Origin of the sequence: Psychrobacter sp. FME6 (assembly GCF_014861365.1) — a bacterium.
Taxonomy (GTDB): Bacteria; Pseudomonadota; Gammaproteobacteria; order Pseudomonadales; family Moraxellaceae; genus Psychrobacter.
The window spans coordinates 1-25,926 of the sequence record NZ_RRYW01000044.1 but is presented as its reverse complement, the minus strand read 5'-3'; the positions used below and the strand labels follow the sequence as shown (position 1 = coordinate 25,926).

Genomic DNA, 25,926 nt, shown 5'->3' with positions numbered 1-25,926 from the left:
CTTTTACATCAATTATGGCTACGTCTGATGCCAGCATACTTTTTAGAACACCACCAAATACTTTAAAAACGCTACGATACTGCGGGTATAGTTTTTTTGCAGCCTCTGTCTGCGTAGGCACAGCAAGCAAGAAAAAACGGTACCTGCAGTACGTGATGTAGTGATATTACTTCTCACTGACTATACAGCTCATTCTAAATAAAATCGATACGTTAGTAATCCTGTGCTACTGGTGCTAATTTTTCTTGCTGGCTGTTCGCACACGTTAGCGGATCTAAAAACCCTCAATTATCAATAGGGGACGCACTACTGCGCTTGGCAATATCAATACCAATTGCCTTTGGGTAAGCTGCAGCTATTGGAGCTGATAAAAATAAACCATAGATTGAATAATGAGTATTTTTGAGTCGCAGTAATAAATCACTTCAATAATAAAGTACGTTATATGCTCGCATAAAAAAAGACAGCCTAGGCTGTCTTTTTTATCTAACAAATCATATTTAGACTAAAGCGTTATGACTGCTTATTTATTATTGATATCGTCGTCAAGATCGTTACCAGGTAATAAATGGTTGTCATTATCAATGACGCCGTCGTTGTGGATAGCATCGTTATTGATGTCATCAGTATTAACACCAGTCGTCGTATCGACTACATCGGTACGTAAGTCGTTCGTCGGCGTGTTTGTAGCAGTAGGTGTGTTATCACGAACTGAATCAGCAACTTTATCTTGAGTTGATGATTTTGGCGTCAAAGCAGATTTTACTTTTGCTTCGTCACGCTCTTTGTCCATTTTATCCTGCATTTTGCGTAGGAAACGAGCTGCTGCTTCTTGTCCACCAAGACCAAATGATAGGGCAAAGGCAACGGCTACGGCACCTAGTGTTAGACCAAATGCTAGGTTAACAATAGAGTCAGCAATACCCATCGCTTTTAGACCCATGGCCAGTACTAAGCCCATGATCAATACACGTACGATGTTTGCTAGGAACTGTGAACCTTGCTCAGAACGCTCAACGACACCAGCGATGATGTTGGCAAGCCAGAAACCGATAAACAGGATAATCGCGCCTAGGATGATATTGGCACCGAAAGCGATAAACATAGTAATGATCGCTGAGATAGGCTCAAAACCTAATAAGTCAGCAGCTGCGATAGCGGCAAACAGCATAGCAAAGAAGATAATCGCATAACCAACAAGGTCAGAGATTTTCTTGTCGCCCATCGTTTGCTCTAAACCAACTTTCGCAGGTAATTGATTCACTTGGGTGTTTTCAAGTAGACCTTTGATGATGTTAGCAACCATACGTACAACATAGAAGGTTACGACTAGAATCGCTGCAGCCATAAAGATATTTGGCAGTGCTTCCATGATTTTGTTTAGCATGTTTGTTGCAGGACGAGCAATCACATCAATTTTTAGGGCGTTTAATGCCGCAATAATCGTTGGGATAATAACCACTAAAAATGCCAATGAACCAGCAATATTAGGTAGGCTGTTCTGCTCGTTCAAACCCGCTTTTGCCGCAAGTTCTTGGACATTAAAGGTAGAAACAAGGTTGGTCACGATGCCGCGTACCACTTTAGCAATGATATAACCGACAACAAAGACCACACCAGCGATTAGGATGTTAGGGATAAAGCTAAAGATTTTATCTACCATATTAGTTAATGGAGCAAACAAACCATCAAGCTCTAATTGACCCAATACCATGGTCAAAACGACCAATAAAATGAACCAATAAACCATATCAGCAATGGTACTGCTCATTGGTTTTACGCCCGCTTTAGCACTTAAACGCTCATCCATAGTCGTTTTAGCCAGTGCAGCGTTGATGCCTGTGCGTGCAACGGTAGCCAAAACCCAACCAATAATACCCACAGCGATAGCGCCGATAAGATTAGGTATAAATACCAATACTTGGTTGACCATATTTGCGAATGGTGTAGAAATTGAGTTCAAGTTCAATTGGTTCAACGCCCCAGAAATCGCGATGATAAAAATAAACCAAAATACAATTTTGGAGATAATACCTTCTAAATCGTAGGTTTTACCGGTTGAAGAGTTCATACGTTGATTAAGATTGACCTTAGAAAGTACACCACGCACTAATGCTGCGATGCCTAGTGCGACTAGCCAACCAATAATAAATATTAAAATAGCACCGATGATGGAGCCGATAGGCCCACCAAGATAACCGTTAAAAGATGCAAACATTGGATTCATTTTATCCTCCTTTAATCATCATATAATAGTCGTTCAATAGTATAAAAAATACAGTTATTAAGCGACATCGATATATAGATGGTTTTGATAAATAGTATTTTTAAAATTAAGTTATGCGGTGATATTATAATTTTTGAGTGCTTTGTCTTATATAATAAGAGTATTTTACTGCCAGTAAGTATCAACTTCCTTTGTAATGGTTGCTTCCGTATTTCACTGCCAATAACCTAAAAACAAATAATAAAAGTTCACACTCAGTCACTTATCACCTTAACTAATTCAGCTTAGCTGATGTATTAGTAGATTTAAAGACAGAAAGCTTAACCTGTTACTGTATTTGTGTGATAACTTGTTATTATGACCATAAATATTAACATAGACTGTACATTCGCCCGATAATTTCATCCCAAGCATGGCTCCTAAAACTAAGATTTGTTATTATAGGCCCATGTGACATCTCGCCACTATTTTTACAATTTGAGAGTATTTTATGAAAAAAATCACTACTTTAAGTATTAGTGCACTTGCTAGTGCTATGTTATTAATCACAGGCTGTAGCACAAATAATGGTAGTCAAGAATCCGCTGCCAAAAGCGTTTCAATCACTGAGCAAAGCCCAGCCAATGAAAAAGTGGGTTATAGTTTAGGTTTCATGATGGCAGAAGGTAATAAAGAAGCCGTTGGTGATCTAGACCTTGATACTTTTGAAAAAGGCTTCCGTGATGGTTATGAAGGTAATGATTCAGCATTGACCGAAGAGCAAATGCAAGAAGTATTGATGACTTATCAACAAGAACAAGAAGAGAAGTTTGTCAAAGATATGGAATCAAAAGGTGAAGAAAATAAAGCCAAAGGTGAGGCTTTCTTAGCCGAAAATGGCAAGAAAGAAGGGGTAAAAACCACCGCTTCTGGCCTACAGTATAAAGTGTTGACGGCGGGAAAAGGTAAGTCACCAAAAGCGACTGACGTGGTTGAAGTAAACTACGAAGGTAAGCTAATCGATGGTACGGTATTTGACAGCTCTTATGAGCGCGGTGAGCCAATCGAGTTCCCACTTAACCAAGTAATCGCTGGCTGGACGGAAGGTCTACAGTTGATGAAAGAGGGTGGTAAATACGAGTTTTATATCCCATCAGATATCGCTTATGGCGAAGCGGGTAACGCAGGTATCGAGCCGAACAGCACGCTTATCTTTACTGTTGAGCTATTAAAAGTAAAGTAATGCGTTAGTGGTACCGTGAAGCAATAAAGACCATAAAAAACCCTCTTAATATTTAAGAGGGTTTTTTTGTGGATTCATGACTGAGGTTTTTAACGCTTAAGATTTCTTATGTTTTTAAGGTATCTATTTTATTTAGTATCAACAGGCCCTAAAGGTTTTTTTGAAAGACCTTAGAGTTACGGCCGTTATGGTAGGTTTCTTGACGTGATTCAGGTAAAGCACTGGCCTCAACTTCAGCGAAGCCTTGCTCGACGAACCAATGCGCGGTCCGAGTAGTCAGTACAAACAGCTTGTGCAGACCATGACTGCGTGCTTGCTGCTCTAAAAATGCCAGTAAATCAGCACCGCGGCTACCGCTTCGATACTCAGGATGTACGGCCACACAAGCAACTTCTGCGGAATCGGCATTCAATTGATTAAGCGCTGCACAGCCTAAAATCATACCGTCGCGCTCAATCACGCTATAATTATCAATATCTTGCTCTAAGCGCTCGCGTGAACGGCTGACCAAAATGCCTTGTTCTTCTAGTGGCGATAGTAGCTCGATTAGCCCAACCACGTCGTCGATGTCAGCGCGGCGAATTTCTTCATAAGGGTCATGACTAATCAGCGTGCCAGAACCGTCACGAGTGAATAACTCTTCTAATAACGCGCCATTTTTGGCATAGGAGATGATATGAGTACGATGGACCCCTTGGCGACAGGCGCTACTGGCGCAGCTTAAAAAGTAGTTAATCTCACAGTTCAACTCACGATCCCGTAAGAAGCGGTCGACTTCATTGGGAATCATCTCACGTAGCAAGCGGTCATCATGGTTGATACCAGCTTCTTCACCTAAGAATATTAGCTTGTCAGCACCAAGCGCCACTGCCGCACTAAGGGCAACGTCTTCAGCCAATAAATTGAAAACTTCGCCAGTCGCCGAATAGCCCATCGAGCCTAAAATCACAATATGGTCGTGGAGTAGGTTGTTTTTAATGGCTTCAACGTCGATAGAGCGTACTTCACCGGTCATCTGATAATCAACGCCATCACGAATACCATAAGGACGTGCGGTGACAAAGTTACCTGAAACTGCATCGATGCGTGAGCCGTACATGGGTGAGTTGGCCAAGCCCATCGAGAGCTGTGCTTCGATTTGCAAGCGAATCGCACCAACTGCCTGTAATATAGTAGGCATCGCTACCCGTGGAGTGACGCGAATGTCTTGATGCAGAGGGGATTTAATATCAGCGTCTTTGAGGTTCTTTTCGATTTGCGGTCGAGCCCCATGGACCAACACCAGCTTGATTCCCAAGCTATGTAATAAGGCAAAATCGTGAATAAGCGTACTAAAATTGGTATGGTTGACTGCCTCACCACCAAACATAATCACGAATGTTTTACCGCGATGGGTATTGATGTAAGGAGCAGAGTTACGAAACCAGTGGACGTATTCAGAGTTGATTTGGGGCATGGCGCTAGTAGTCATAATAGGAGCAGCAATAGTCAGAATAAGAAAAAGGGCGCCGCAAAAAATGCGCATCGTTAAAGATTTACCATAGCAAAAAACGTCGTTATGAGCTATCTTTTATTTCAATAGTATTTTTCAGAAATATTCTTTAGGTTTAGTACTGATTGATTATATACACAACCTCAACACGCGGTTAGTGTACGTACAAATGCTTTTTGCTATGCTAAACGCTATTGCTTTACAGGCGGCGAACGAAGATAATTAATAAAATACGGAAGCTTATGTGGTCTGCTGATTAGGCATGGTAAATGCTTAAACATACGATAAGTGCTATTCAGTTTTACCAGCTATTTTTTACCGACATATCAACTAGGGATAATGAAAATCATGAAAAAAAGCAACCAATTTGCTAGTCCATTTAGTGCGTGGAGCGGACATCGCTTGTTTCACGTTGTGGCTGGGACACTCATCGGTGCGATGGTCGTGACACAAGCCTCAGCGATGCTACCGACACCAGAGCAAGCCGTTGATAGCTCAGCAGCTGTTCAGACCAGTGCCAATAAAGCGTCTAATTCAAGTGCCCAAGCAGTGAATAGTAAAATTACTGCCTCGTTGATTAGTGTTGACGCAAATGGTGAAGAGGTTTTGGTACCTGTTGATGCCAATACGCGCTTGCAGTCAGGTAATGTTTTGGAATATCAAGGCTATTTCACCAATACCAATACTGATCGCGTGCGTAAAATGACGGTTACCATGAGCATCCCTGAAGAGGTAGAGTTGCTGAGGACGGTATCTCCTGATTTTCCATACGGCAGTGCCGATGGCGATACCTTTGCCCGTATGCCGCTACGTGGAAAAGTTGATAATCAACTACAAGAAATCCCGTTAAAGTATTATAAAGCAGTACGCTGGGACCTTGAGGGTGTTGGCCTCAATGATACGGTCGCGGTAAAATATCGTGCTCGCGTCAAATAAATCAGTTGCTTACTAGCTACACAAATTTAGATAAATACTGTTTCTAAAAACTAGAAAGCTAAGTATTAGAAAAAGCACGACAGTTTATGGCTGTGGTGCTTTTTTATTGCCAGCGATTATGTTTTTTAGAAAGAAAGGAATATAGGGGCTGAATTCTATACAGCCCCTAGTCAGTGAAAAGTAAAATCGATACATCACGTACTGTAGGTACCGTTTTTTCTAGCTCGCTGTGCCTACGCAGACAGAGGCTACAAAAAAACTATACCAGCAGTATCGTAGCGTTTTTAAAGTATTTTAACTATATTATAGAGTTGCGTATTTGCTGCTGGATTTTTCTTTGATTAATTGCTTGATTGCATTGATTTGTGCGTTAGTGGCTTGTGAGCCAGCAGTAATAAGTGCGCGGCGCTGACTGGTATCTACTGAGCTGATGTGACTGACATTTGGGGTGATGACGATATCAGCGCGGTCACGTTCATGACGCATCGATGAGACGCGATTGGTGCTTGGTTGTGCAGTGGCTTTAGACATGACGTTGCCGTTAGATATGAGGTTATTCTCTAGAAATCCCCAAAAGCTGGTTAATGAATTGATCGTCAGTGGTTTATTGTTCGTGGTTGTATTACTCGTAGCGGTGACATCGACAGCGATGATAATATCGGCCCCTAAATCGCGTGCAGCATCGACAGGTACTAAGCTCACCACACCACCATCGATATATTTTTTGCCGACTTTTTCTGGAATACGCGGGGCGATAAAGATATTGGGCACACTACAGGATGCTTGTACCGCAAGTCCTGCATCGCCAGAGGTAAAGACGGTCTTTTTAAGCGTGTGCTTTTCGGCAGCAACGGCGGCAAAACGCATGGGGAATGAGTCTATTGCGCGCCCATCAACGTGAGCATTAATAAAGTTTTTGAGCTTAATGCCTTCTATGAAGCCTTGGTTGGATAAGGTAAAGTCCGTCAACTCGCTATCTGTTGTGGTCAGTGCCAAGCGTTCGAGCTGATTGGCATTATAACCACTGGCATATAAACTGCCCACCAAACTGCCTACACTAGTACCCACCACCAGCGTTGGGGTGATACCGTTTTCTTCTAACGCCTTAATCACACCCACATGAGCAAAGCCTTTGGCACCGCCACCGCCCAGCACCAAGGCGACACTAGGCGACGCTATTTCAGGTGTATCTGCTGTTGGAGTCGTTGGGGTTAAAATACTACAAGCGCTGATAGATAGCGCTAACGTAGTGAGTATACTGATACGCGTAAGCCCTAAATGAAGAAAACGTTGATAATGGGTAGCAGAATGGGTAGCAGAAGTAGGCATAAAAAAGACCTTGTATAATTGCTATAATTTAGCAAAGAAGACAGCAGTTATTGCTATGATATAAATGACTTATTCGTCTTGGAAGCGTTGCGAAGCAGTATTACTAATTCGTTAAGTATAAGTCATTAAGCATAAGCAATTAGATTGTCAGTTATAATCATACTGGCTTAGCAATATTACTTAGCATTTTATAAAACAGCTAGGTCCAAAAACTTACATTAACAAACATCGTTAGGATCCTTGATGCCAATATCGGTGAACCACTCTTTAGCCAATTCATCAGCCCATTCTAGGTCTGAGTTGCCAGCCTCAGCGTTAGATATGCCAGTGACAGCGCTGGCAGGTGTCGGCATAAAAGTAGCAGAGCAATTGGCACAATTAAATATCAAACGGATATTTGATTTGCTGCTGCATCTGCCACGCGATTATGAAGACCGCAGCCGACTGGTCTCAATAGCCAATGTGGAGCATGGTCAAGCTGCACTGATTACTGGTCGCGTGGTGCACGTTGATACCAAACGCAGTGGCATGACTGTGATTGTGGATGATGATACTGGTACGATATCGCTACGGTTTTTTAAGGTGTATCGTGGTCTGACACAAACCATGAGTCTGGGGACCCAGCTGCAATTGTTTGGCGAAGTCAAAGTTAGCCGCTATGGTAAGCAGATACATCATCCTGAATATCAAATTATTAATAGTAATGAAGCCATCGTAAATACTGGTTTGCAGCCTATTTATCCTAGCGTCAAAGGCTTACATCAAAATAAACTGCGTACGCTCATCAAGCTTGCCTTGCAAACGGTTCGCAGTCAGGGCTTACCGATGACTTTGTTTACACCTGAGGATTTTTCGGTGGTGGCGGATTTGCCATTGGTGCCGTTTCAGGCAGCTAAATTATCGATAACAACTACCGGTTATTCAGAAGATATCTTTTCTACCTTGGCACGTAGTGTGCCTGACAATAGTTTGAGTGATAGCAGTTTTGGTGATAGCAATAATAATAGCGTCAATAGAACCAGTCCCACTATCTATGATGCCAACAATAATATCAATACCACCGCTGCGAGCACAGCCAATAATAATGTCTATAATTTGACCATCTTTGAAGCCTTGGTATTACTGCATACGCCGCCTACTTATACCGACGCTGGTCGGCAATATCAATTACTTACTCAACTAGGTGCGCGTACCCATGCTGCCTGTCAGCGCCTTATTATCGAAGAGTTGACTGCGCACCAGCTGAGCTTATTATATCGTCGTCAGCAACTGCATCAGCACAAAGCCCCTAAATGTGCCACGCAAAGTCCATTAACGGATGAATTGTTTGCGGCATTACCGTTTGATTTAACAGGGGCGCAGCAGCGAGTGATGAAAGATATCACTGCTGATATGGCGACTTCAATACCGATGTTGCGATTGGTACAAGGCGATGTAGGCGCTGGCAAAACCTTAGTCGCGGCAGGTGCGGCTGGCTATGCCCTCGATAGTGGCTGGCAAGTGGCGGTCATGGCGCCGACAGAAATCCTAGCAGAGCAGCATTTAGTGAATTTTAAACAGTGGTTTGAGCCGTTAGGAGTTGGGGTTGGCTGGCTGGCGGGTAAGCAAACGGCAAAACAGCGCCGCGAAGCGTTAGAAGCAGTCAGCGAGAATAGTGTCCAAATTGTCGTTGGTACTCATGCGTTGTTTCAAGAGCAAGTGCAGTTTGCCAAACTAGGCTTGGTAATCATCGATGAGCAGCATCGGTTTGGCGTCGAGCAACGTATGGCGTTGACCAATAAAGGCGTGGCTAATAGCACCCCGCATCAGCTGATTATGACGGCAACCCCGATTCCACGCACGCTGGCGATGAGTGTTTACGGCGATATGGATACTTCAATCATCGATGAATTACCACCGGGGCGTACACCAATTACCACGGTAACCATAGACCGTAACCGCCGCGATGAGGTGATTGAACGTATTGCCATTAATTGTGCAGCGGGTAGGCAAGCGTATTGGGTCTGCTCGCTGGTAGAGGAATCTAGCGTGCTAGATGCTCAAGCTGCCGAAGCCACTTATGAAGATTTAAATGCGCGCTTAGATATTCGTATCGGACTGGTGCATGGCAAAATGAAATCTGCTGAAAAGCAAGCCATTATGCAAGCATTTAAAGCAGGTCAGCTTGATTTGCTGATTGCCACAACGGTGATTGAAGTCGGTGTCGATGTGCCAAATGCCTCGCTGATGGTCATCGAAAATGCGGAGCGATTGGGTCTGTCGCAATTACACCAATTACGCGGGCGCGTCGGACGTGGCTCGACCAAAAGCTACTGTGTGCTGCTATATCAAAAGCCATTATCAGAGACAGGTACTGAGCGCTTAAATGTATTGCGCGATAGCACAGACGGCTTTGTCATTGCCCAAAAAGACTTGGAGCTGCGCGGCCCTGGTGAGTTGTTGGGTAAACGCCAAACGGGTAATATCGGCTATTACTTAGCCGACCTCATCCGTGATGAGCAGCTATTTGCCATTGCGCAGCGTTTGGCAAAGCATCTCATTGCTGACCCCGCACGCAAAGCCGATGTCAGCCAGCTTATTCACCGCTGGATGCCAGAAGCCAGTCGTTATACTAATGCTTAACGCTAGCCATTTTTTATCTTCTTCACTCTTATCTTTCTCATGCTTACCTTTATAACCGTAGCTCGTGGCTGCTAACCTGCCATCGTATCGATTTTATTTAGAACTGCTTATATCTACCTACTTAAAATTTAACGACATTAGTTTGTAAATAATATACTGTTTTGGTTCGACCAAGTATTTAGCTTTCTAAATCCACATTCTTAACTTCTACGTTATTAATTACTGATATTTAAAGGTTTGTTGATGTAAAAAACCTTTAATAAGCGCTGAAAAAACTTATCCTATCTTAAGTCAAAGTAATGTTGTTAAGATTCTTTCTTTGTATTCTTGTCGATGAATATCTACTTATCAGTTCAGTATTCTATATTGATATGAAGATATTAATGTGGCAGTTTATGGCACTGACCGCAGTCTGGCGGCTCATTGTTTACTCATACTTTACTTTTTACCGCGTTTTTGCAAAAACCATACGCTTTCAAAAATTAAGCTATTGAGTGAATTAACGAATTCTGACAGGACGTTGGAAACTCGACTGGCTTAATAGTGCTAGCCCGTGTCTTATCCGTTTATCTGTTCGAGGTTTCATACAAGGATGTTTCATGAAAAAGATATTCACCTTCACCTGTGCCATTTCGGTACCATTGTTATTTAGTCAATCTGCTGTTGCTGAATTCGATTACTTTAAAACCGATGGCAGCTTCAAACGCTTTTCAGTTTCTGCTGGTTGGTTGCACGCTTCACCGCAAGGCAAAGCCAATCCGATGCAAACCACGACCGCTGCTAAAAATGGAGTGGTTGCTGACAATGGTAGTGTAAAAGTTGAAACGGTAAGAGAGGTTTTAGTTAAAGATCAAGATCGTTTCGGACTAATAGATGGCACCTTAGGCGCTTTAGGGGCTGAAACGGATTTGTCCAAAGTTCCGGTATTGGGTGATGTTTCTGGTACGACTGAAATTAACGGCTTAGAAAGTTGGACCAGTGCTGGCACAGGTCTGGAGGCTGATGATGTCGATACTTTTGGCTTCTTATTTAACTATTATCTCAGTGATAATTGGTCAATTGAGGTCAAAGCTGGCATACCCCCTAAAGTGGATATTTTAGGTCAAGGCCAAGTGTTTGCACCGCTAACGGGTAAGGTCAGCCCGAGTGGTGCAGCAGGACCCCTGTTAGGTGATTTTGATATTTCAAAGGATATCCCTATTACCGATTTGACCCAAGGCGATGGTGTGTCATCGAGTGCTCGCGCATGGCTACCGGCAGCTGGGGTGCAATATCAATTTGGTAAATCTGGGGTCAATAAGTTTCGCCCTTATGTCGGTGCTGGGGTTATGTATGCCTATTTTAACGACATTGAGCTAAATAATGGCATTCGTGAAGATTTAGAAATGGCTGGACATCAAATTCAGAATATCAAAGATGACAAAGCGGGCGCTGCGCTAGAAAATGTGAAATCCAATCAGGAGATGAGCGTGGATGTTGAGGCAGACAGCGCCTTTGCGCCTATCGTTACGCTGGGCGCCACTTATGACTTTAATGACAGATGGTTTGGGGTGGGTTCTGTGTCCTATGCAAAACTGGACAGTGATACGACTATTACAGTCGAAAATGATATGGGTGAAGAATTGATTCAAGCGAAGACTAACCTAGATATCGACCCCTATATTACTTTCCTTGGCGTAGGCTATCGTTTCTAATGTAGCGTTCATAAATGATTGAAGAAATGGGCTTAAATATAAACGCACACTTTTAAAGGTGTGCGTTTATATTTTCTAATTCAGATACCATAAATGATATTTGCAGCTAACCCAATTTACTCACCTTCTGTTTTTGCTATTTAATGACTATACAACACCTAATAACACTTATTTTTAGAATTTTTTGCAATGTGATATCAATTACAACCACTAAACTTACCAACAGAAAACACGATATATAACAATAAAATGATGGCTTAATATGTGCTATCCTCACTAAATTTATAGACTATTGTAATTATAAACAATGTTTTAGAGGCAATTGCTGCTTTCTTCAGTGAGCAAAATTTATAATCAAGCAAGCTCGCATTTACACCCATTGCGACTGGCTATTTATCGTTACTTGTCACTGTCATTTTTTTAGCATCAGTATCTTACTTATATCTATTTTATTATTACCCATACTTATATGGTCATTACTATCCGTATTTATAGAGAGCTATCATGAGCGATGTTGAAGAAACCAACCCGAAGCCATCTGCTGAATCTGAGCTACCACCATATCGCCAATCCAATACGCCAGCGAATAAACCCGCGTCAAAGTTTCCGCTGTGGCTGCTACCAGTATTGGCAATTGTGCTGGTTATCGGTGTTTTGGTTGGAAAATATTGGGGCGGTAATAAAGCCGCGAATAATGAGTTCCCAGCTTCTACCGCTGCACAAAGTGATGGTACGGATGCCAATAATGCCAATGATCAACAAGCCGTACTATCGGTCGAAACTGTGATGCCAAACCAAGAAAATATTGGCAATACGCTCAGTGCAGACGGTACGATTAGTGCCAAAGACATCGCCAACGTCAGCGCTAAAGTCAATAACGTGGCGATTGAGCGCATATTAGTGGAAGAAGGTCAGCGCGTTAAAGCCGGCCAAGTATTGGCAGTATTTGATACCGATGCGATGGAGCAGCAGGTTTTGCAGGCAGAAGCGGATGTTGCAGAAGCGGAAGCCACGCTTGCCAATGCTACTGCCGATGCCGCCCGTGTATTGCCACTTATCGATATTGATGCCATTAGTAAGCAAGAAGCCGACCGTTATCGTACCTCTAAATTGCAAGCGCAAGCTTCATTACAAGCGTCTAAAGCGCGGCTGAGCACGCAGCGCTTGAGTGTTAATAATGCCAAAGTGGTCGCACCCGTCAGCGGTGTCATCAGTGAAAAAATGGCCGAAGTAGGTATGGTTGCTGGTGGAGAGCCGTTATTTACCATTATCAAAGGTGGTATTTTAGAGTGGCGCGCGGATATCGATCCTAAACTCATTGGTGAGGTGAATGTCGGTACGGAAGTGCGTGTGGGTTTACCGGGAGGCGACTCTGTGATGGGGCAGGTCAGCCGCATTGCTCCAACTGCAGATGACAACCGCCAAATTACGATCTACGCCAGCCTTGCTGCTAACTCAAAAGTTCGGGCAGGCATGTATCAAACGGGTGAGTTTTTATTGGGTAGTACCAATGCCCAAACTATACCCAATAGCGCTATCGTTAGCAATGATGGCTATGATTATGTGATGTTAGTCACCAATATCAGTACCAAAAACGGACAAGACATAGGGCGTATCAAACAACAACGCGTGACCTTGGGTGAGCGCTTTGGCGATAGTGTGGCGGTGACAGAGCCCCTGCCAGCTGAGAGTCGACTTGTAAAGCAAGGCGGTAGTTTTTTAAACGATGGGGACTTGGTGCGTATCGTTGATGGTCTGAATAAAAAGAACAATCAGGCCAATAGTATTGCAAATAAAGACATGGCTAGTAACCAAATAGTTAATAAAGAAGCAACTGGTAAAGAAGCCAATGCCGCTGCCACGCAGGCGCGCTCATGAATTTAAATGTCTCATCTTATTCGATTAAAAATCCTTTAGTCGCCATATTGCTGTTTGTGCTCCTGACCTTGGGTGGCATTTATGGCTTTATGAAAATGAAGGTACAGCAGTTTCCTGATATCGACCTACCAGCCGTGGTGGTCACGGTCACTTTACCGGGCGCTGCTCCCTCACAGCTTGAAAATGATATTGCAAAAAAGATAGAAAATAAGCTCACCAGTATTGAGGGCGTCAAGCATATTCGCTCAACGCTGCAGACTGGGGCGGCGACTATGGTCACCGAGTTTGTCTTAGAAAAAGACATCCAAGAAGCAGTCGACGATGTTCGTTCGGCCGTGGGTGAGGTGCGTGGTGATTTGCCCGCTGCGGCCAATGACCCGATCATTACCAAAGTTTCAACCGCAGGATTTCCCGTCGTTACCTACTCTGTCGCGGCTGAAAATATGAATGTGGAGGACTTATCTTGGTTCGTTGACGATACCGTCACCAAGCGTTTGTCTGACATTCCAGGCGTCAGTACGGTCGGCCGTATCGGCGGTCTACAGCGCGAGATTACCGTGGCGGCTGACCCTATCGCTCTGAGTGGCTTAAAATTTTCTATTGCCCAGTTATCAGAGCAAATCACAGGCATCCAGCAAGACAGCTCGGGCGGTGAGGCGGAAGTGGGTAAAACGACTCAGACCATCCGTGTCCTTGGTGCTGTTGAGCGCGCCAGTGAGCTGAATGATTTGCAAGTCGCCGTTCCTACCGGTGGCACGCAAGCGCTTGGGCGAATGGCGCAAATCACTGATGGCGCTGCTGACCCAAGCTCGATTGCTAAGCTTGATGGGCAGACAGTGGTGGCATTTAATATTACCCGCTCGCGTGGTGCCAGTGAAGTCGAAGTGATGAAGCTGGTTGATGCTGAGCTTGCCAAGCTGACAGCAGATGTGGGCAATATCAATATCGAAAAAGTCTATGATCGAGCCACACCAATCGCTGAAGATTATCAGTCTTCATTACGCATGCTCATTGAAGGTGGTATTTTAGCCGTTATAGTGGTTTTTCTCTTCTTGCGCAATATACGCGCGACTTTTGTGGCTGCGGTGGCACTGCCACTATCGGTTATTCCTACATTTTTGGGCATGTATTTATTTGGCTTTAGCCTCAATATTATTTCCTTATTAGCACTGTCATTGGTCATTGGGGTTTTAGTTGATGATGCTATCGTCGAGGTTGAGAACATCATTCGCCATCTGCGTATGGGTAAGACGCCTTATGAGGCGGCGATGGAAGCGGCTGACGAGATTGGCTTGGCAGTAGTTGCCACGACCTTTACCTTGATTGCTGTATTTTTACCCACGGCCTTTATGGGCGGTATCGTTGGGCAGTTCTTCCGCCAGTTTGGCTGGACGGCTGCTTTGTCAATTTTTGCGTCGTTAATGGTGGCGCGTCTTATCACGCCGATGATGGCAGCTTATATACTACGACCAGAAAAAAAGCATGTCGAAAAACAAAGTGCATTGATGGACTGGTATCTTAAGGTGGTCTCGTGGACGTTGCATTATCGTTGGATTACGATGGGCGCTACCTTGTTATTGTTTGTAGCGTCGTTGGCTTTAGTAAAGCTCCTGCCAACTTCTTTTATTCCTGATAATGATATAGACCAAACACGGGTGGAGATTGAACTGACACCTGATGTGGCGCTTGAAGACACCGAGCGCGTTGCCGCACTGGCAAGCGAGCGTATATTGGCCATGCCTGAAGTGACGCATATCTTTACGTCAGTAGGCGAGGCTCAAGAATCTATGGGTCCTAGTTCTGGCTCAGGTAGTGGCAAAACTGAAAATATCGCTGGTCTGGATGTGGTACTCGCGCCAAGGGCGGAGCGCGGATCTAAGCAAGAGATTGAGCGAAAAATTAGTAATATGTTGGCAGAAGTACCTGGCGCACGCTTTACGGTCGGTCTATCGAGTGGCGGTGAGACGGGATATAACTTTTCTATGACCAGTACCAACCCGCAGTTACTCGAACAGACTGCCCAGAAAATCATGTCAGAGATTCGAGCGTTACCAAGCGCTGGTTCAGTGACCAGTGACCGGAGTCTGCCACGTCAAGAGCTAACGGTAACGCCAGATAGATTGGCAATGGCGGATAAAGGCGTGACCACCCAAGATATCGCGACGACATTACGTGTGGCTACCGTTGGTGACTATGAGCAGCGTTTATCCAAGCTCAATTTGGATACACGGCAGATTCCTATCGTCATCCGCCTGCCAGATATTGCCAAACAAAACGTCAGTCAATTAGAGGGTCTATATGTACCCAGTGCGTTACCAGCAGGACAGGGCGTACGTGTGGGCGAGGTCGCTACGCTAAACTTTGGTACAGGGCCGGCGCAAATCAGTCGACTTGATCGTGAGCGGGCGATTAGTATCACCGTTCAGCCTGCCAATGGCGAACTTGGTGACTTGGTACAGGCGGTCAAAGCAGTGCCTAGTATGCAAAAACTGCCAGCCTCTATTACCATTATCGATCAAGGGCAAGCAGAAAATATGGCCGAGCTTTTTAGTGGCTTTGTGATAGCGATGTCAATCGGTGTGGTCTGTATTTTGGGTGTGCTTATCTTATTGTTTGGGCGTATCTTGCAGCCATTCACCATTCTCATGGCCTTGCCATTATCTATTGGCGGTGCCTTTGTCGGCCTAGTGATTACCAATAGTAGTCTGTCTATGCCGTCGATGATTGGGTTTATTATGCTCATGGGTATTGCCACCAAAAACTCTATTTTATTGGTTGATTATGCATTGATTGCCCAGCGTCGTGGCTTGGCGCGTTTTGACGCCATTATTGATTCTTGCCGTAAGCGCGCGCGTCCTATTATTATGACCACCATTGCTATGGGCGCGGGCATGTTGCCACTGGTATTTGGATGGGGGGATGCCGATCCGACATTCCGTCGACCGATGGCGGCAGCAGTATTGGGCGGCTTGGTGACCTCTACTTTATTGAGCCTTGTGGTGATTCCTGTGGTCTATACCTTGATGGATGATGTGTCAGGGTGGTTTGCGAAATGGCTCATTCCAAGCGGTAAAGAGCAATCGGCTTCTGATAAGTAAGCTTAAATACCATAATTAGGTATCATAAAAGGTTAAAATGGCTATTCAAGTGAGAGTAGCAAAGTAATAAAAATAGCGACTAAACATAAAAAGGGCTAAGACTTATTATAGTGAGTTTTAGCCTTTTTTATGGGCAGTTATTTACTACGATTAGATATAGGAAAGGCGTTTTTTGTCACCACTTTCAAAGTGAGGACACGCCCTAGATCAACAGTAAAATTTTATGCTATTCCATTCTATTTTATACAATAAAATTATAACCATGAATTTTACTCATCTTTGGTTTAAATTACATCGTTTTTATTCATGTCATGGTTGGGTTATGATTTACTCCATACACAAATTTTGTTTTATCTCAGTTCACGAGATTAGATTAAGGGTGCGGATTACCATGAGTAAAGAATTCAGCTATTCTATTAAAAGTATTCGTTTTGATGAAAACTATCATCCTGCAGACAGTACGCGTCTGACCACCAACTTTGCGAATTTGGCTCGTGGCGAGCATCGTCAAGACAACTTACGCAAAACGTTAAGAATGATAAATAATCGTTTTAACGCGTTGGCGCATTGGGATAATCCGACAGCGGACCGTTATTCTGTTGACGTTGATATTATTTCTGCAGACATGGATATCGAAGGCAATGGTGATGCATTCCCTGTTATCGAGACGTTGAAAACAACGATTGTGGACCATAAAGAGAACACTCGTATTGACGGTATGATCGGCAACAGTTTCTCATCTTATGTACGCGATTATGACTTTAGCGTCGTACTGCTAGAACATTTTGATAAAAATCCAGGAACGCCACCGCCAGAGGACTTTGGCGACTTACATGGCAAACTGTTTCAATATTTATTGAACTCAGAGGCCTATCAAGCCAATTTTAATAAAAAACCGGTAATTTGCCTCAGTGTTTCCACCAGTAAAACCTATCATCGTACTGCCACTCAGCATCCTGTATTGGGGGTTGAGTATCAACAAGATGACTATTCGTTAACCGATGATTATTTCCACAAAATGGGCTTAACCGTTCGCTATTTTATGCCTGCAGGTAGTGCTGCACCTTTAGCGTTTTATTTTGCGGGTGACTTGCTGAGTGATTACACCGACCTTGAGCTAATCAGTGCGATTGCTACTATGGAAACGTTCCAAAAGATTTATCGCCCTGAAATTTATAATGCCAACTCTACCGCAGGTCAAGTCTACCAACCGAGTTTGAAATACCAAGATTATTCACTGACTCAAATAGTATATGACCGTGAAGAGCGCAGCAAAATGGCAGTGACGCAAGGCAAATTCACAGAAGAACAATTCATCAAGCCGTATCAAGACATTCTTGAACAATGGGCTGCAAACTATTCTGTAAAAAAACCTGCCGTTAAAAAACGCGCCGCCTAACTGGTCTAAATATAAAACCCTGAAATTTAGCCCCAATATACAATCAAAATATAAAAAGTGAATAAACATGACATTACTATTACCAACCTCAACCGCTGGCAGCTTACCGAAACCTTCTTGGCTGGCAGAACCTGAGAAAATTTGGTCCCCTTGGGCATTAGAAGGTAAGCAATTGATTGAAGCCAAACAAGATGCTTTGCGCGTAACACTGCAAGAACAAGCACAGGCAGGAATTGATATTGTCAGTGATGGCGAGCAGACCCGTCAGCATTTTGTCACCACCTTCATTGAACATCTCGATGGCGTCGATTTTAAGCAGCGTGAAACGGTCAAAATTCGTGATCGCTATGAGGCGAGTGTGCCGACAGTCGTGGGCGCGGTGAGCCGTACAAAGTCTGTATTTGTTGATGATGCCAAGTTTTTACGGGCGCAAACCGATCAGCCGATCAAATGGGCGCTACCCGGCCCAATGACTATGATTGATACGCTGTATGACAATCATTACAAAAGCCGTGAAGAGTTGGCGTGGGAATTTGCCAAGATTCTTAATCAAGAAGCGCGTGAATTAGAGGCGGCTGGCGTGGACATTATCCAATTCGATGAGCCGGCCTTTAACGTGTTCTTCGATGACGTCAACGATTGGGGCGTGGCTACACTAGAGCGCGCTATCGAAGGGCTAAAATGCGAGACGGCGGTACATATCTGTTATGGTTATGGCATCAAAGCCAACAATGATTGGAAAAAGACCTTGGGTTCAGAGTGGCGCCAGTATGAAAAAGCCTTTCCTAAATTGCAGCAGTCAAGCATCGATATTATCTCGTTAGAGTGCCAAAACTCGCATGTACCGATGGATTTGATTGAATTGATTCGTGGTAAAAAAGTGATGATTGGTGCCATTGACGTGGCAACTGATACCATTGAGACCGCCGAGGAAGTAGCCAATACCCTACGCAAAGCGCTGCAATTTGTCGATGCCGACAAGCTTTATCCGTCGACCAACTGTGGTATGGCGCCCTTGTCTCGCTCCGTTGCACGCGGTAAGCTGGAAGCGCTAAGTGCAGGCGCAGCCATTGTTCGTCAAGAGCTGACTGCTTAAACGCGGCCAATAGACAGGCTATAACTAATTTTAAGAGGCAGATAATGATTGAAGCAACTGACTTTAGAGACGCTATGTCTTTGTTAACGACCGCCGTTAATGTTATTACCACAAAAGGTAGCTCTGGTGCTCATGGGTTTACGGCATCGGCGGTATGTAGCGTCACAGACACACCGCCCACTTTGTTGGTCTGCATGAATCAGACGTCGCGCTCACATGCCCATTTTATTGATAATAAAATGTTAAGTGTCAATGTGTTGGGTGCACAGCACGAGCAAATATCCAATGCCTTTGCCTCTAAATTGTGCTCTGATGAGCGCTTTGAGCAAGGCACTTGGACTGAGCTGGCAACAGGTGCGCCTGTCTTAGAAGATGCATTGGTCAGTTTTGATTGTGAGATTGAAGACATTCAGCAAGTGGGCACCCATAGTGTCTTTATGTGCCGAGTGGTCGCTATCAAACAAGCTGAGCAACAGGGCGGGACTGATGAAAGTTTGGTTTATTTTAATCGCTCTTACCATCAAGTTGGTCAAGTGGAGCTCGTTTAAGTTATGAAAAGCGTTAAAAAATTGTACCGCAATTTTAGCTTTGCAAGGGAAGTTCTTTAAATAGAATTTCCGTATACTATGACACTTACCAAGTTTTAAAGTTGAACTGAGCTTATCATCTAACAAAAATTATCCTTTAACCGAGAAGCAACTATCCCGTGGAATTAATCATTTTTTTAATCATAGGCGCTCTAGCAGGATTTGCTGCAGGGCTTTTTGGTGTGGGCGGTGGAACCATCATCGTACCACTGTTATTTATCGTCTTTACCCAAATGGATTACAGTCCTGATAATATTATGCATCTGGCTCTAGGTACTTCACTGGCGACCATTATTGTCACCTCTATTAGCTCGTTGATGGCACACAATAAAAAGGGTGCCGTCATGTGGCCTGTCTTTAAAAACCTGGCACCAGGCTTAGCGATTGGCTGTTTTTTAGGCGCAGGCATTGCAGGACAGATATCTGGACTGTATCTTCAGCTCATTGTGGGTGTGTTTTTGCTGTGGGTCGCCTATAAAATGTTTTTTGGTGGCAAAAAACAGGCCGCTAATCAGGCTAATGACGTCAGTAATGCCAACTATGCTAATACAGAGTTGCCTTCAAAGCCTAAGCAATTAGCGGCAGGTGGAGTTATCGGTATCGCTTCTGCCATTTTTGGTATCGGCGGCGGCAGTTTAACGGTGCCTTATCTCACGCGTTATGGGGTAGTCATGCAAAAGGCAGTTGGCACATCAGCCGCGTGTGGGCTGCCCATTGCTATTGCCGGTGCTTTGGGCTTTATGTTTTTTGGGATGCAGCAGCAAATTAGTGTTCCCAATACGATTGGCTTTGTGCACATTTATGCCTTTTTAGGGATTAGCATCATGAGTTTTTTCACCGCTAAGCTAGGTGCGAAAGTCGCTCATATACTATCACCACAGCTATTAAAAAAATGTTTTGCGCTGTTATTGACCGTTGTGGGGTGTTATTTTCTTTATAAAGGGCTACTTTAAGTATTCATATTTGTATAATAGGGCGTGTCTTATTTAAAATAAGGACACGCCCTAATCATATTATTTTGGATAACTATGTTTAATAAACTTAAGGCATTGGCTGTACTTTCAGCCTTCCTAACTCTTGTCGCCTGTTCCGATAATACCTCCGATTTAGCTCACGATAAAAGCGCTACTACGGCTAGTGATCACGAGCATAATGTGCAAGAGATGTATCGTCATATCGATATGTTAACAAGAGAGTTGCCAAGCGTACTTGATGAAGTCACCACTTTAGAACAAATTAATTTTGATGGAACAACGGTTACTTTCGGTTATAAGCTGAAGATATCTGGTTATAGTGATGCCGAAAGAAAAGAGATTGAAACGGTAATGCGCAACGAACATACCAAGTTAGCCTGTGAAGAAGCAGAAGTCATTCAGGGTATAAATAGGGGGTTCGATTATCAGTATAGTTATTACGATTTAGATGATATTAAAGTGGGGGTTTTTGATGTCACAAAAGACATTTGTGACAACCTATCATAGCTTTGCCTTCGATAATAAGACTGGCTTTGGAATACAGCCCCTAATGTATATCCAAGTTATTGAGCTTTTCTATGGTTGTTATTCACAAAAAAAATCCTTCGCCATCTCGTTAATATCAGACAGCAAAGGATTTAGTATCGTAAAATAGTATGATAAGTAATTACTTAGTATGATAGGTAATTACTCAATAACATTACTTGTCAGCGAGTAATAAAGTATCATACTGAGACTATCGTAAAGTATTGATTTTATTAGACCTCATTTTCTGCAAAAATAAATAAACCATCATACTCAAATCTAAAATTTTATTACAGCTGTTCTTCTAGAAGTAATAAAGTATCATACTGATAAAACTCTTTAATACTGAATGCTATCGGTTAATAATAGTAGTCTATGAATAAGAAGTTATAATCTTTCCCGCACGATCTACATCACCAGTTTGAATAAACCGATACCCGTGATTATAAAAAGCAGAATCATTGCATGGCCTATGACCAAATTTACCACAATGAATTTCAGAAGCATGACTATAGCTTTTTACAGCCCAATGTTAAGTATGATCTTGTTAGATTTTTTGCGAGCCGAATCATAATTTGTTAGGTGTTAATGACTTCTTGATCAAGAGGTCATTAATCTTATTATAATCACTTAATTTTTAAATATTGGAAGCATTAAAAAGCTTGCCAATACTATACATAGCGTTGGCAAGCTTTTCCTAGTCTGGTATTTTACTGAGATGATGTTTTTAATACTAGCGTTTGAGTATGGTTTATAGAATAAGGTTAGGTAAACATACACCACTAGAATGTGTAATATTATAACGCACCCAGCCGTCTCTAGTAACAATAGTTACTCAGACGCTAAGCACCTAATCAATTAGGTGCTATGACTATAAAAGCCTATCAGTATTGGCTATACCTCGTTAACAATAAAAAAAGATGCTCATACGATATGGTATATAGCGTGAGCATCTTTTTTTAATCTAGCACATTACTTAGTTGACGTTATCAACACTGGGGTTTATTTTACACAAAGAATGTGATACTTGCCGTTCTCGACTTCCACGCCATGGGTATCGTGTTCAAAGCCTGGGAACTTATTATCAAATGCTTCTAGCGCCTTTAAATAAGATAAGATAGGACCATCTGAACCACCCGTATTCTCGCCTGGCATAAGTATTGGAATGCCTGGTGGATAAGGTACAACGCCTGTCGCCACAGTACGATTTGCTATATTATCCAATGCTAAGGATTCTATCTCATTGTTTACCAAATTTTCGTAAGCTTCCGTAGGTGATAAGTCGGGTGTAGGTAAAAAGGAAAAGCCCGCCGCCATATTGGCAGTAGTTTTTAGGTCACGCATGGTTGTAAACATATCGTTACATAGGTCTTTTAAGCCCATATTTTGATAGCGTTTAGGATAGGCTTTGACCAATTCTGGCAATGCTTGTTCTAGCCGTACATTTTTATCATAGTCTCGTTTAAAATTGCCCAATTCGCTTATCAAGGTACCCCATTTGCCTTTGGTGATACCCAGAGAAAACAAAAACAAAATGGTAAAATCGATGGTTTTTTCCACTTGAATACCATTGTGAGATAAATAGCGGGTAACAATGGTTGCAGGAATGGCGGGCATATCGGCATCGACATAAGTGCCATCAGCAGACATACCTGGCATTAACACGGAGACCTTAATAGGGTCTAGCATCGCCCAATTGGCAGGAATATTACCAAACCCATGCCAAGGTGCGTTGGCTTGTAGCACCCAATGCCGACTCGATGAGGTCAATTCACTGGCATTGATGGTGTGCAGATTATCTGGTTGCCAACCATTGAAAAACCAATCATCTTTTAGCTTTGCATCAGCATAAAATTTGGCAAGCATTTGTCGAAATGCTACTGCCTCAGCGATACTTTCTGACATAAGCGTTTTACCGCTATTGCCATCCATCATAGCAGCTGCAACATCATTAGAAGCAATAATTGCATAATTGGGACTGGTCGACGCATGCATCATAAAAGATTCATTGAATCTGGCATGGCTTACTGGCTTACGCCCATCACGTACATGAATGTAAGAGGCCTGTGATAGAGCAGCGAGGAGCTTGTGCGTCGATTGCGTGGCAAATACTGTCGGGGCATTTTGGTCACGTGGCTCATCGTGCATGGCGAATCGACCACGGTACATAGGATGAAATTTGGCATATCCGTACCAAGCCTCATCAAAATGCAAATGGTCACAGCTACTACCGAGTAATTTCTCTAGCTCGCTCACGTTATAACAAATACCATCGTAAGTAGAGTTAGTAATAATTACGTGTTTCGGCTGTTTATCCACAACTTTTTGTGCTAGGGGGTTGTCTAAAATACTTTGGCGAACGGCTTCTGGCGTCAATTTTTCTGGCAAAATAGGTCCGATTATACCTAATCCATTGCGACTAGGCACCAAATAGCTAGGAACAGCCCCGCTAAGGGTAATCGCATGTTCTGCTGACTTATGGCAATTTCTATCAATTAATGCAATCTGACCACGCGTCACACTTGCCATCATAATCACACGATTAGACGTAGAAGAACCGTTGGTCACGTGATATGTGCGATCAGCACCAAACACCTGTGCAGCGTATTTTTCGCTCATCCCAATAGGACCGCTATGGTCGAGTAGTGACCCAAGTTCCCCTACAGAAATAGACAAATCTGACCGTAGCATATTTTTGCCAAAATAATCGCTAAAAAATCTGCCAACAGGATGCTTCATAAAGGCAACTCCACCATTATGCCCTGGTGTATGCCAAGAGTATTCATGGTTTTGCCCAAATTTTACCAAAGCATTGAACATGGGTGGCAGTAACTTGTCGCTATAACGATTTATCGCCGCCTCGATACGGCCACTAATAAATTCTGGTGAATCTTCTAATAACCAAATATAATCGTCAAATTCAGAAATTAAATCCGGGTCAATACTTCCTGCAGTACCGCGATTGGAGCACAGAAAAATTGGTAAATCATTGCGATGATGGCGAACCAAAGTCACCAAATCAGCTGCAGGGTTTTCTTTGGCATCTTTGCCCGGTAAGTCCCAATCTATTAGTACAAGTGTGATAGCACTATCAGCAAGCACAATACTTTTACCATCCTCAGCGTTATCTGCTAAAATGACCTCGATATTACGTGTCTGTAGTTCATCAACTAAGGCACATGCTATACGACCTGCAACGCTCCTCTCCTGAAATTGTGCGTGGATAAAGAGCACCTTCTTAACAATATTTTCAATCACATATGGTTTCATTGTATCGTTCCTTTTATTAACTTATCGTATAGTGGTTGGCGTGGTAGCGACTGAATTGTCATTATCCATTTCATCAATAATTGGTAATTTTAAGTCGAACTTGGTTGATACCACTTTTCCATACAATACCCATCCTGCAAATGTTGCGAGACCACCCCATAACATGGCATCTGAACCTGCACTGTATAACGCATAAAAGCTATAGATAGTGCCAATGAAAGCAATGATTCCAGTAAATATCACCTTTTTGCGTGGCACATTGGCAGACTTTAACAGTACCAAAATAGCGGACATTGACATAATATAGGGCACTAAGTTAGTAACAACAGCTAGATTCACTAAGGTATCAAACTGTTTGCTTAAATCAGGACTAATAGTCATTAGTGATATTAACGTTTGCACAGTAGCTAACACCAACATACCTACTACAGGAGCATTATATTTATTTAAACGACCAAATAACGGCAGAAAATACCCTTCATCTGCCCCTGATTTATAAACACTGGCTGAGGTAAACTGCCAACCCAACAATGACCCCAAACAAGCAATAACTGCTAGGGCATTGACGATTACACCTGCTCTACCCCCAAGCATTTGACTAAATGCCAAGCCAAATGGAGCATTCGATGCAGCCAATTGAGCATTTGGTACGATACCTGCTATGACATTGGTAGAAACAATATAGATCACCGCCGTTAATAACGTACCCCCCAACACTGCAATAGGTATATTTTTTTCAGGGTTTTCAACTGCATCCGCATTGGCACTGGCAGATTCTAATCCCAAAAACGCCCATAAAGTGATTGAAATCGAAGCAGGTAACGCTTGACTTATGGACAAATCATGCGGATTCCATGCCTCGGCATATATGCTAGATTTAAACCAAAACCAGCCGATAAACGAAATACCTACTACGGGTAAAATAACGCCCCATATAGTGATAGCACCAAGACGTCCCGTGATAGTTGGGCCAAAAAAATTGGGAATGGTGGTCAGCCATACAAAACCAATCGTCCAAATAGCAACCTGCACAGGCGTTAATGTCCACCCCATCAAGGTGCTAAAATAGCCAACTGCTGTAACAGCGATAGCGACATTAGCAATGACAAGTGATAATGCATAAGTATAGTTGGTCATAAAGCTGCCCGATTTGCCAAAAGAATATTCGGCATACGCTCCCATACCCCCAACATGGTTTTTAGTATAACGACCACATTGGGCAAAAGCGTAGGCAAGAGCCATAGAACCAGCTGCAGTAACGATCCAAGAAAAGATTGAAATTGTGCCCACTTGTGCCAACTTAGTAGGCAACAGGATAATACCTGCACCCATCATATTAACCATGGTTAGCACCATAAGCTGAAAAAGACTCATTTTACGTTTAGGTTTGCTCATAATGATTCCTAACAAGAGTAAATATAGGTAAGATTAAAATCACCTACCATGTTAAATAAAAGCGGGTGCAAACAGTCACGAATTGCACCCAATTATTCAATAAAAAAATTTTGTACTTATTTTTATCTAGGGCGTGTCATCAATTAAGCCAAACGACACAAGAAACTAAGTGAATGGCACTA

At 43.0% G+C, this 25,926-nt stretch carries 16 protein-coding genes; 11 read left to right on the top strand and 5 right to left on the bottom strand.

Annotated elements, in window-relative coordinates; genetic code table 11:
• Positions 1-523 precede the first annotated feature (523 nt).
• Positions 524-2,227, bottom strand: coding sequence for a mechanosensitive ion channel (locus EI162_RS08090; RefSeq protein WP_192523871.1), 1,704 nt, complete (start codon positions 2,225-2,227; stop codon positions 524-526).
• Positions 2,228-2,717: 490 nt separating this feature from the next.
• Between EI162_RS08090 and EI162_RS08085 the strand changes: the two genes are divergently transcribed.
• Positions 2,718-3,449, top strand: coding sequence for an FKBP-type peptidyl-prolyl cis-trans isomerase (locus EI162_RS08085; RefSeq protein WP_192523870.1), 732 nt, complete (start codon positions 2,718-2,720; stop codon positions 3,447-3,449).
• A gap of 148 nt (positions 3,450-3,597) precedes the next feature.
• On the opposite strand, the gene argA is transcribed toward EI162_RS08085, so the two are convergent.
• On the bottom strand, positions 3,598-4,920 hold the full coding sequence (argA, locus tag EI162_RS08080; protein WP_192523869.1) for an amino-acid N-acetyltransferase: 1,323 nt from the start codon (positions 4,918-4,920) through the stop codon (positions 3,598-3,600).
• Between the two features lie 369 nt (positions 4,921-5,289).
• Here argA and EI162_RS08075 point away from each other — a divergent pair, with 369 nt between their 5' ends.
• The gene (locus tag EI162_RS08075) at positions 5,290-5,877 is read left to right on the top strand and encodes a hypothetical protein (RefSeq protein ID WP_192523868.1); all 588 of its coding nucleotides are present in this window, start codon (positions 5,290-5,292) and stop codon (positions 5,875-5,877) included.
• 303 nt (positions 5,878-6,180) lie between these two features.
• Here the strand turns inward: EI162_RS08075 and EI162_RS08070 are convergent, their stop codons facing one another.
• Positions 6,181-7,206 carry a patatin-like phospholipase family protein gene (locus tag EI162_RS08070; RefSeq protein ID WP_192523867.1) on the bottom strand — a complete coding sequence of 342 codons (1,026 nt, stop codon included), beginning with the start codon at positions 7,204-7,206 and terminating at the stop codon, positions 6,181-6,183.
• A 243-nt stretch (positions 7,207-7,449) separates the two neighbouring features.
• Here EI162_RS08070 and recG point away from each other — a divergent pair, with 243 nt between their 5' ends.
• The 9 genes from recG (at position 7,450) to EI162_RS08025 (ending at position 21,061) form a co-directional block, all read left to right on the top strand.
• On the top strand, positions 7,450-9,828 hold the full coding sequence (gene recG / locus EI162_RS08065) for an ATP-dependent DNA helicase RecG (protein ID WP_225735369.1): 2,379 nt from the start codon (positions 7,450-7,452) through the stop codon (positions 9,826-9,828).
• A gap of 599 nt (positions 9,829-10,427) precedes the next feature.
• Complete coding sequence (locus tag EI162_RS08060) at positions 10,428-11,522, top strand: OmpW/AlkL family protein (protein WP_192523866.1); 1,095 nt, start codon at positions 10,428-10,430, stop codon at positions 11,520-11,522.
• Between the two features lie 504 nt (positions 11,523-12,026).
• Positions 12,027-13,400, top strand: a complete 1,374-nt coding sequence (locus EI162_RS08055; protein WP_192523865.1) for an efflux RND transporter periplasmic adaptor subunit — start codon at positions 12,027-12,029, stop codon at positions 13,398-13,400.
• A complete protein-coding gene (locus tag EI162_RS08050) occupies positions 13,397-16,498 on the top strand; it encodes an efflux RND transporter permease subunit (RefSeq protein WP_192523864.1) in 3,102 nt (1,033 codons plus the stop codon). Before EI162_RS08055 ends, EI162_RS08050 begins: the two co-directional genes overlap by 4 nt.
• A 391-nt stretch (positions 16,499-16,889) precedes the next feature.
• Complete coding sequence (locus EI162_RS08045; protein WP_192523863.1) at positions 16,890-17,897, top strand: DUF1852 domain-containing protein; 1,008 nt, start codon at positions 16,890-16,892, stop codon at positions 17,895-17,897.
• Positions 17,898-17,964: 67 nt separating this feature from the next.
• Positions 17,965-18,993: a methionine synthase gene (locus tag EI162_RS08040; protein ID WP_192523862.1), complete on the top strand. Its 1,029-nt coding sequence runs from the start codon at positions 17,965-17,967 to the stop codon at positions 18,991-18,993.
• A 44-nt stretch (positions 18,994-19,037) separates the two neighbouring features.
• Positions 19,038-19,541 (top strand): flavin reductase, encoded by a 504-nt coding sequence (locus EI162_RS08035; protein ID WP_192523861.1) that lies wholly within the window; start codon positions 19,038-19,040, stop codon positions 19,539-19,541.
• 158 nt (positions 19,542-19,699) lie between these two features.
• Complete coding sequence (locus EI162_RS08030) at positions 19,700-20,533, top strand: sulfite exporter TauE/SafE family protein (protein ID WP_192523860.1); 834 nt, start codon at positions 19,700-19,702, stop codon at positions 20,531-20,533.
• A 75-nt stretch (positions 20,534-20,608) separates the two neighbouring features.
• Positions 20,609-21,061, top strand: a complete 453-nt coding sequence (locus EI162_RS08025) for a hypothetical protein (protein WP_192523859.1) — start codon at positions 20,609-20,611, stop codon at positions 21,059-21,061.
• 1,020 nt (positions 21,062-22,081) lie between these two features.
• Here EI162_RS08025 and EI162_RS08020 read toward each other — a convergent pair.
• Positions 22,082-24,349: an Orn/Lys/Arg decarboxylase N-terminal domain-containing protein gene (locus EI162_RS08020; protein ID WP_192523858.1), complete on the bottom strand. Its 2,268-nt coding sequence runs from the start codon at positions 24,347-24,349 to the stop codon at positions 22,082-22,084.
• 21 nt (positions 24,350-24,370) lie between these two features.
• Entirely contained in the window at positions 24,371-25,744 is a 1,374-nt protein-coding gene (gene potE, locus EI162_RS08015; RefSeq protein ID WP_192523857.1) for a putrescine-ornithine antiporter, read from the bottom strand.
• Between the last annotated feature and the right edge of the window lie 182 nt (positions 25,745-25,926).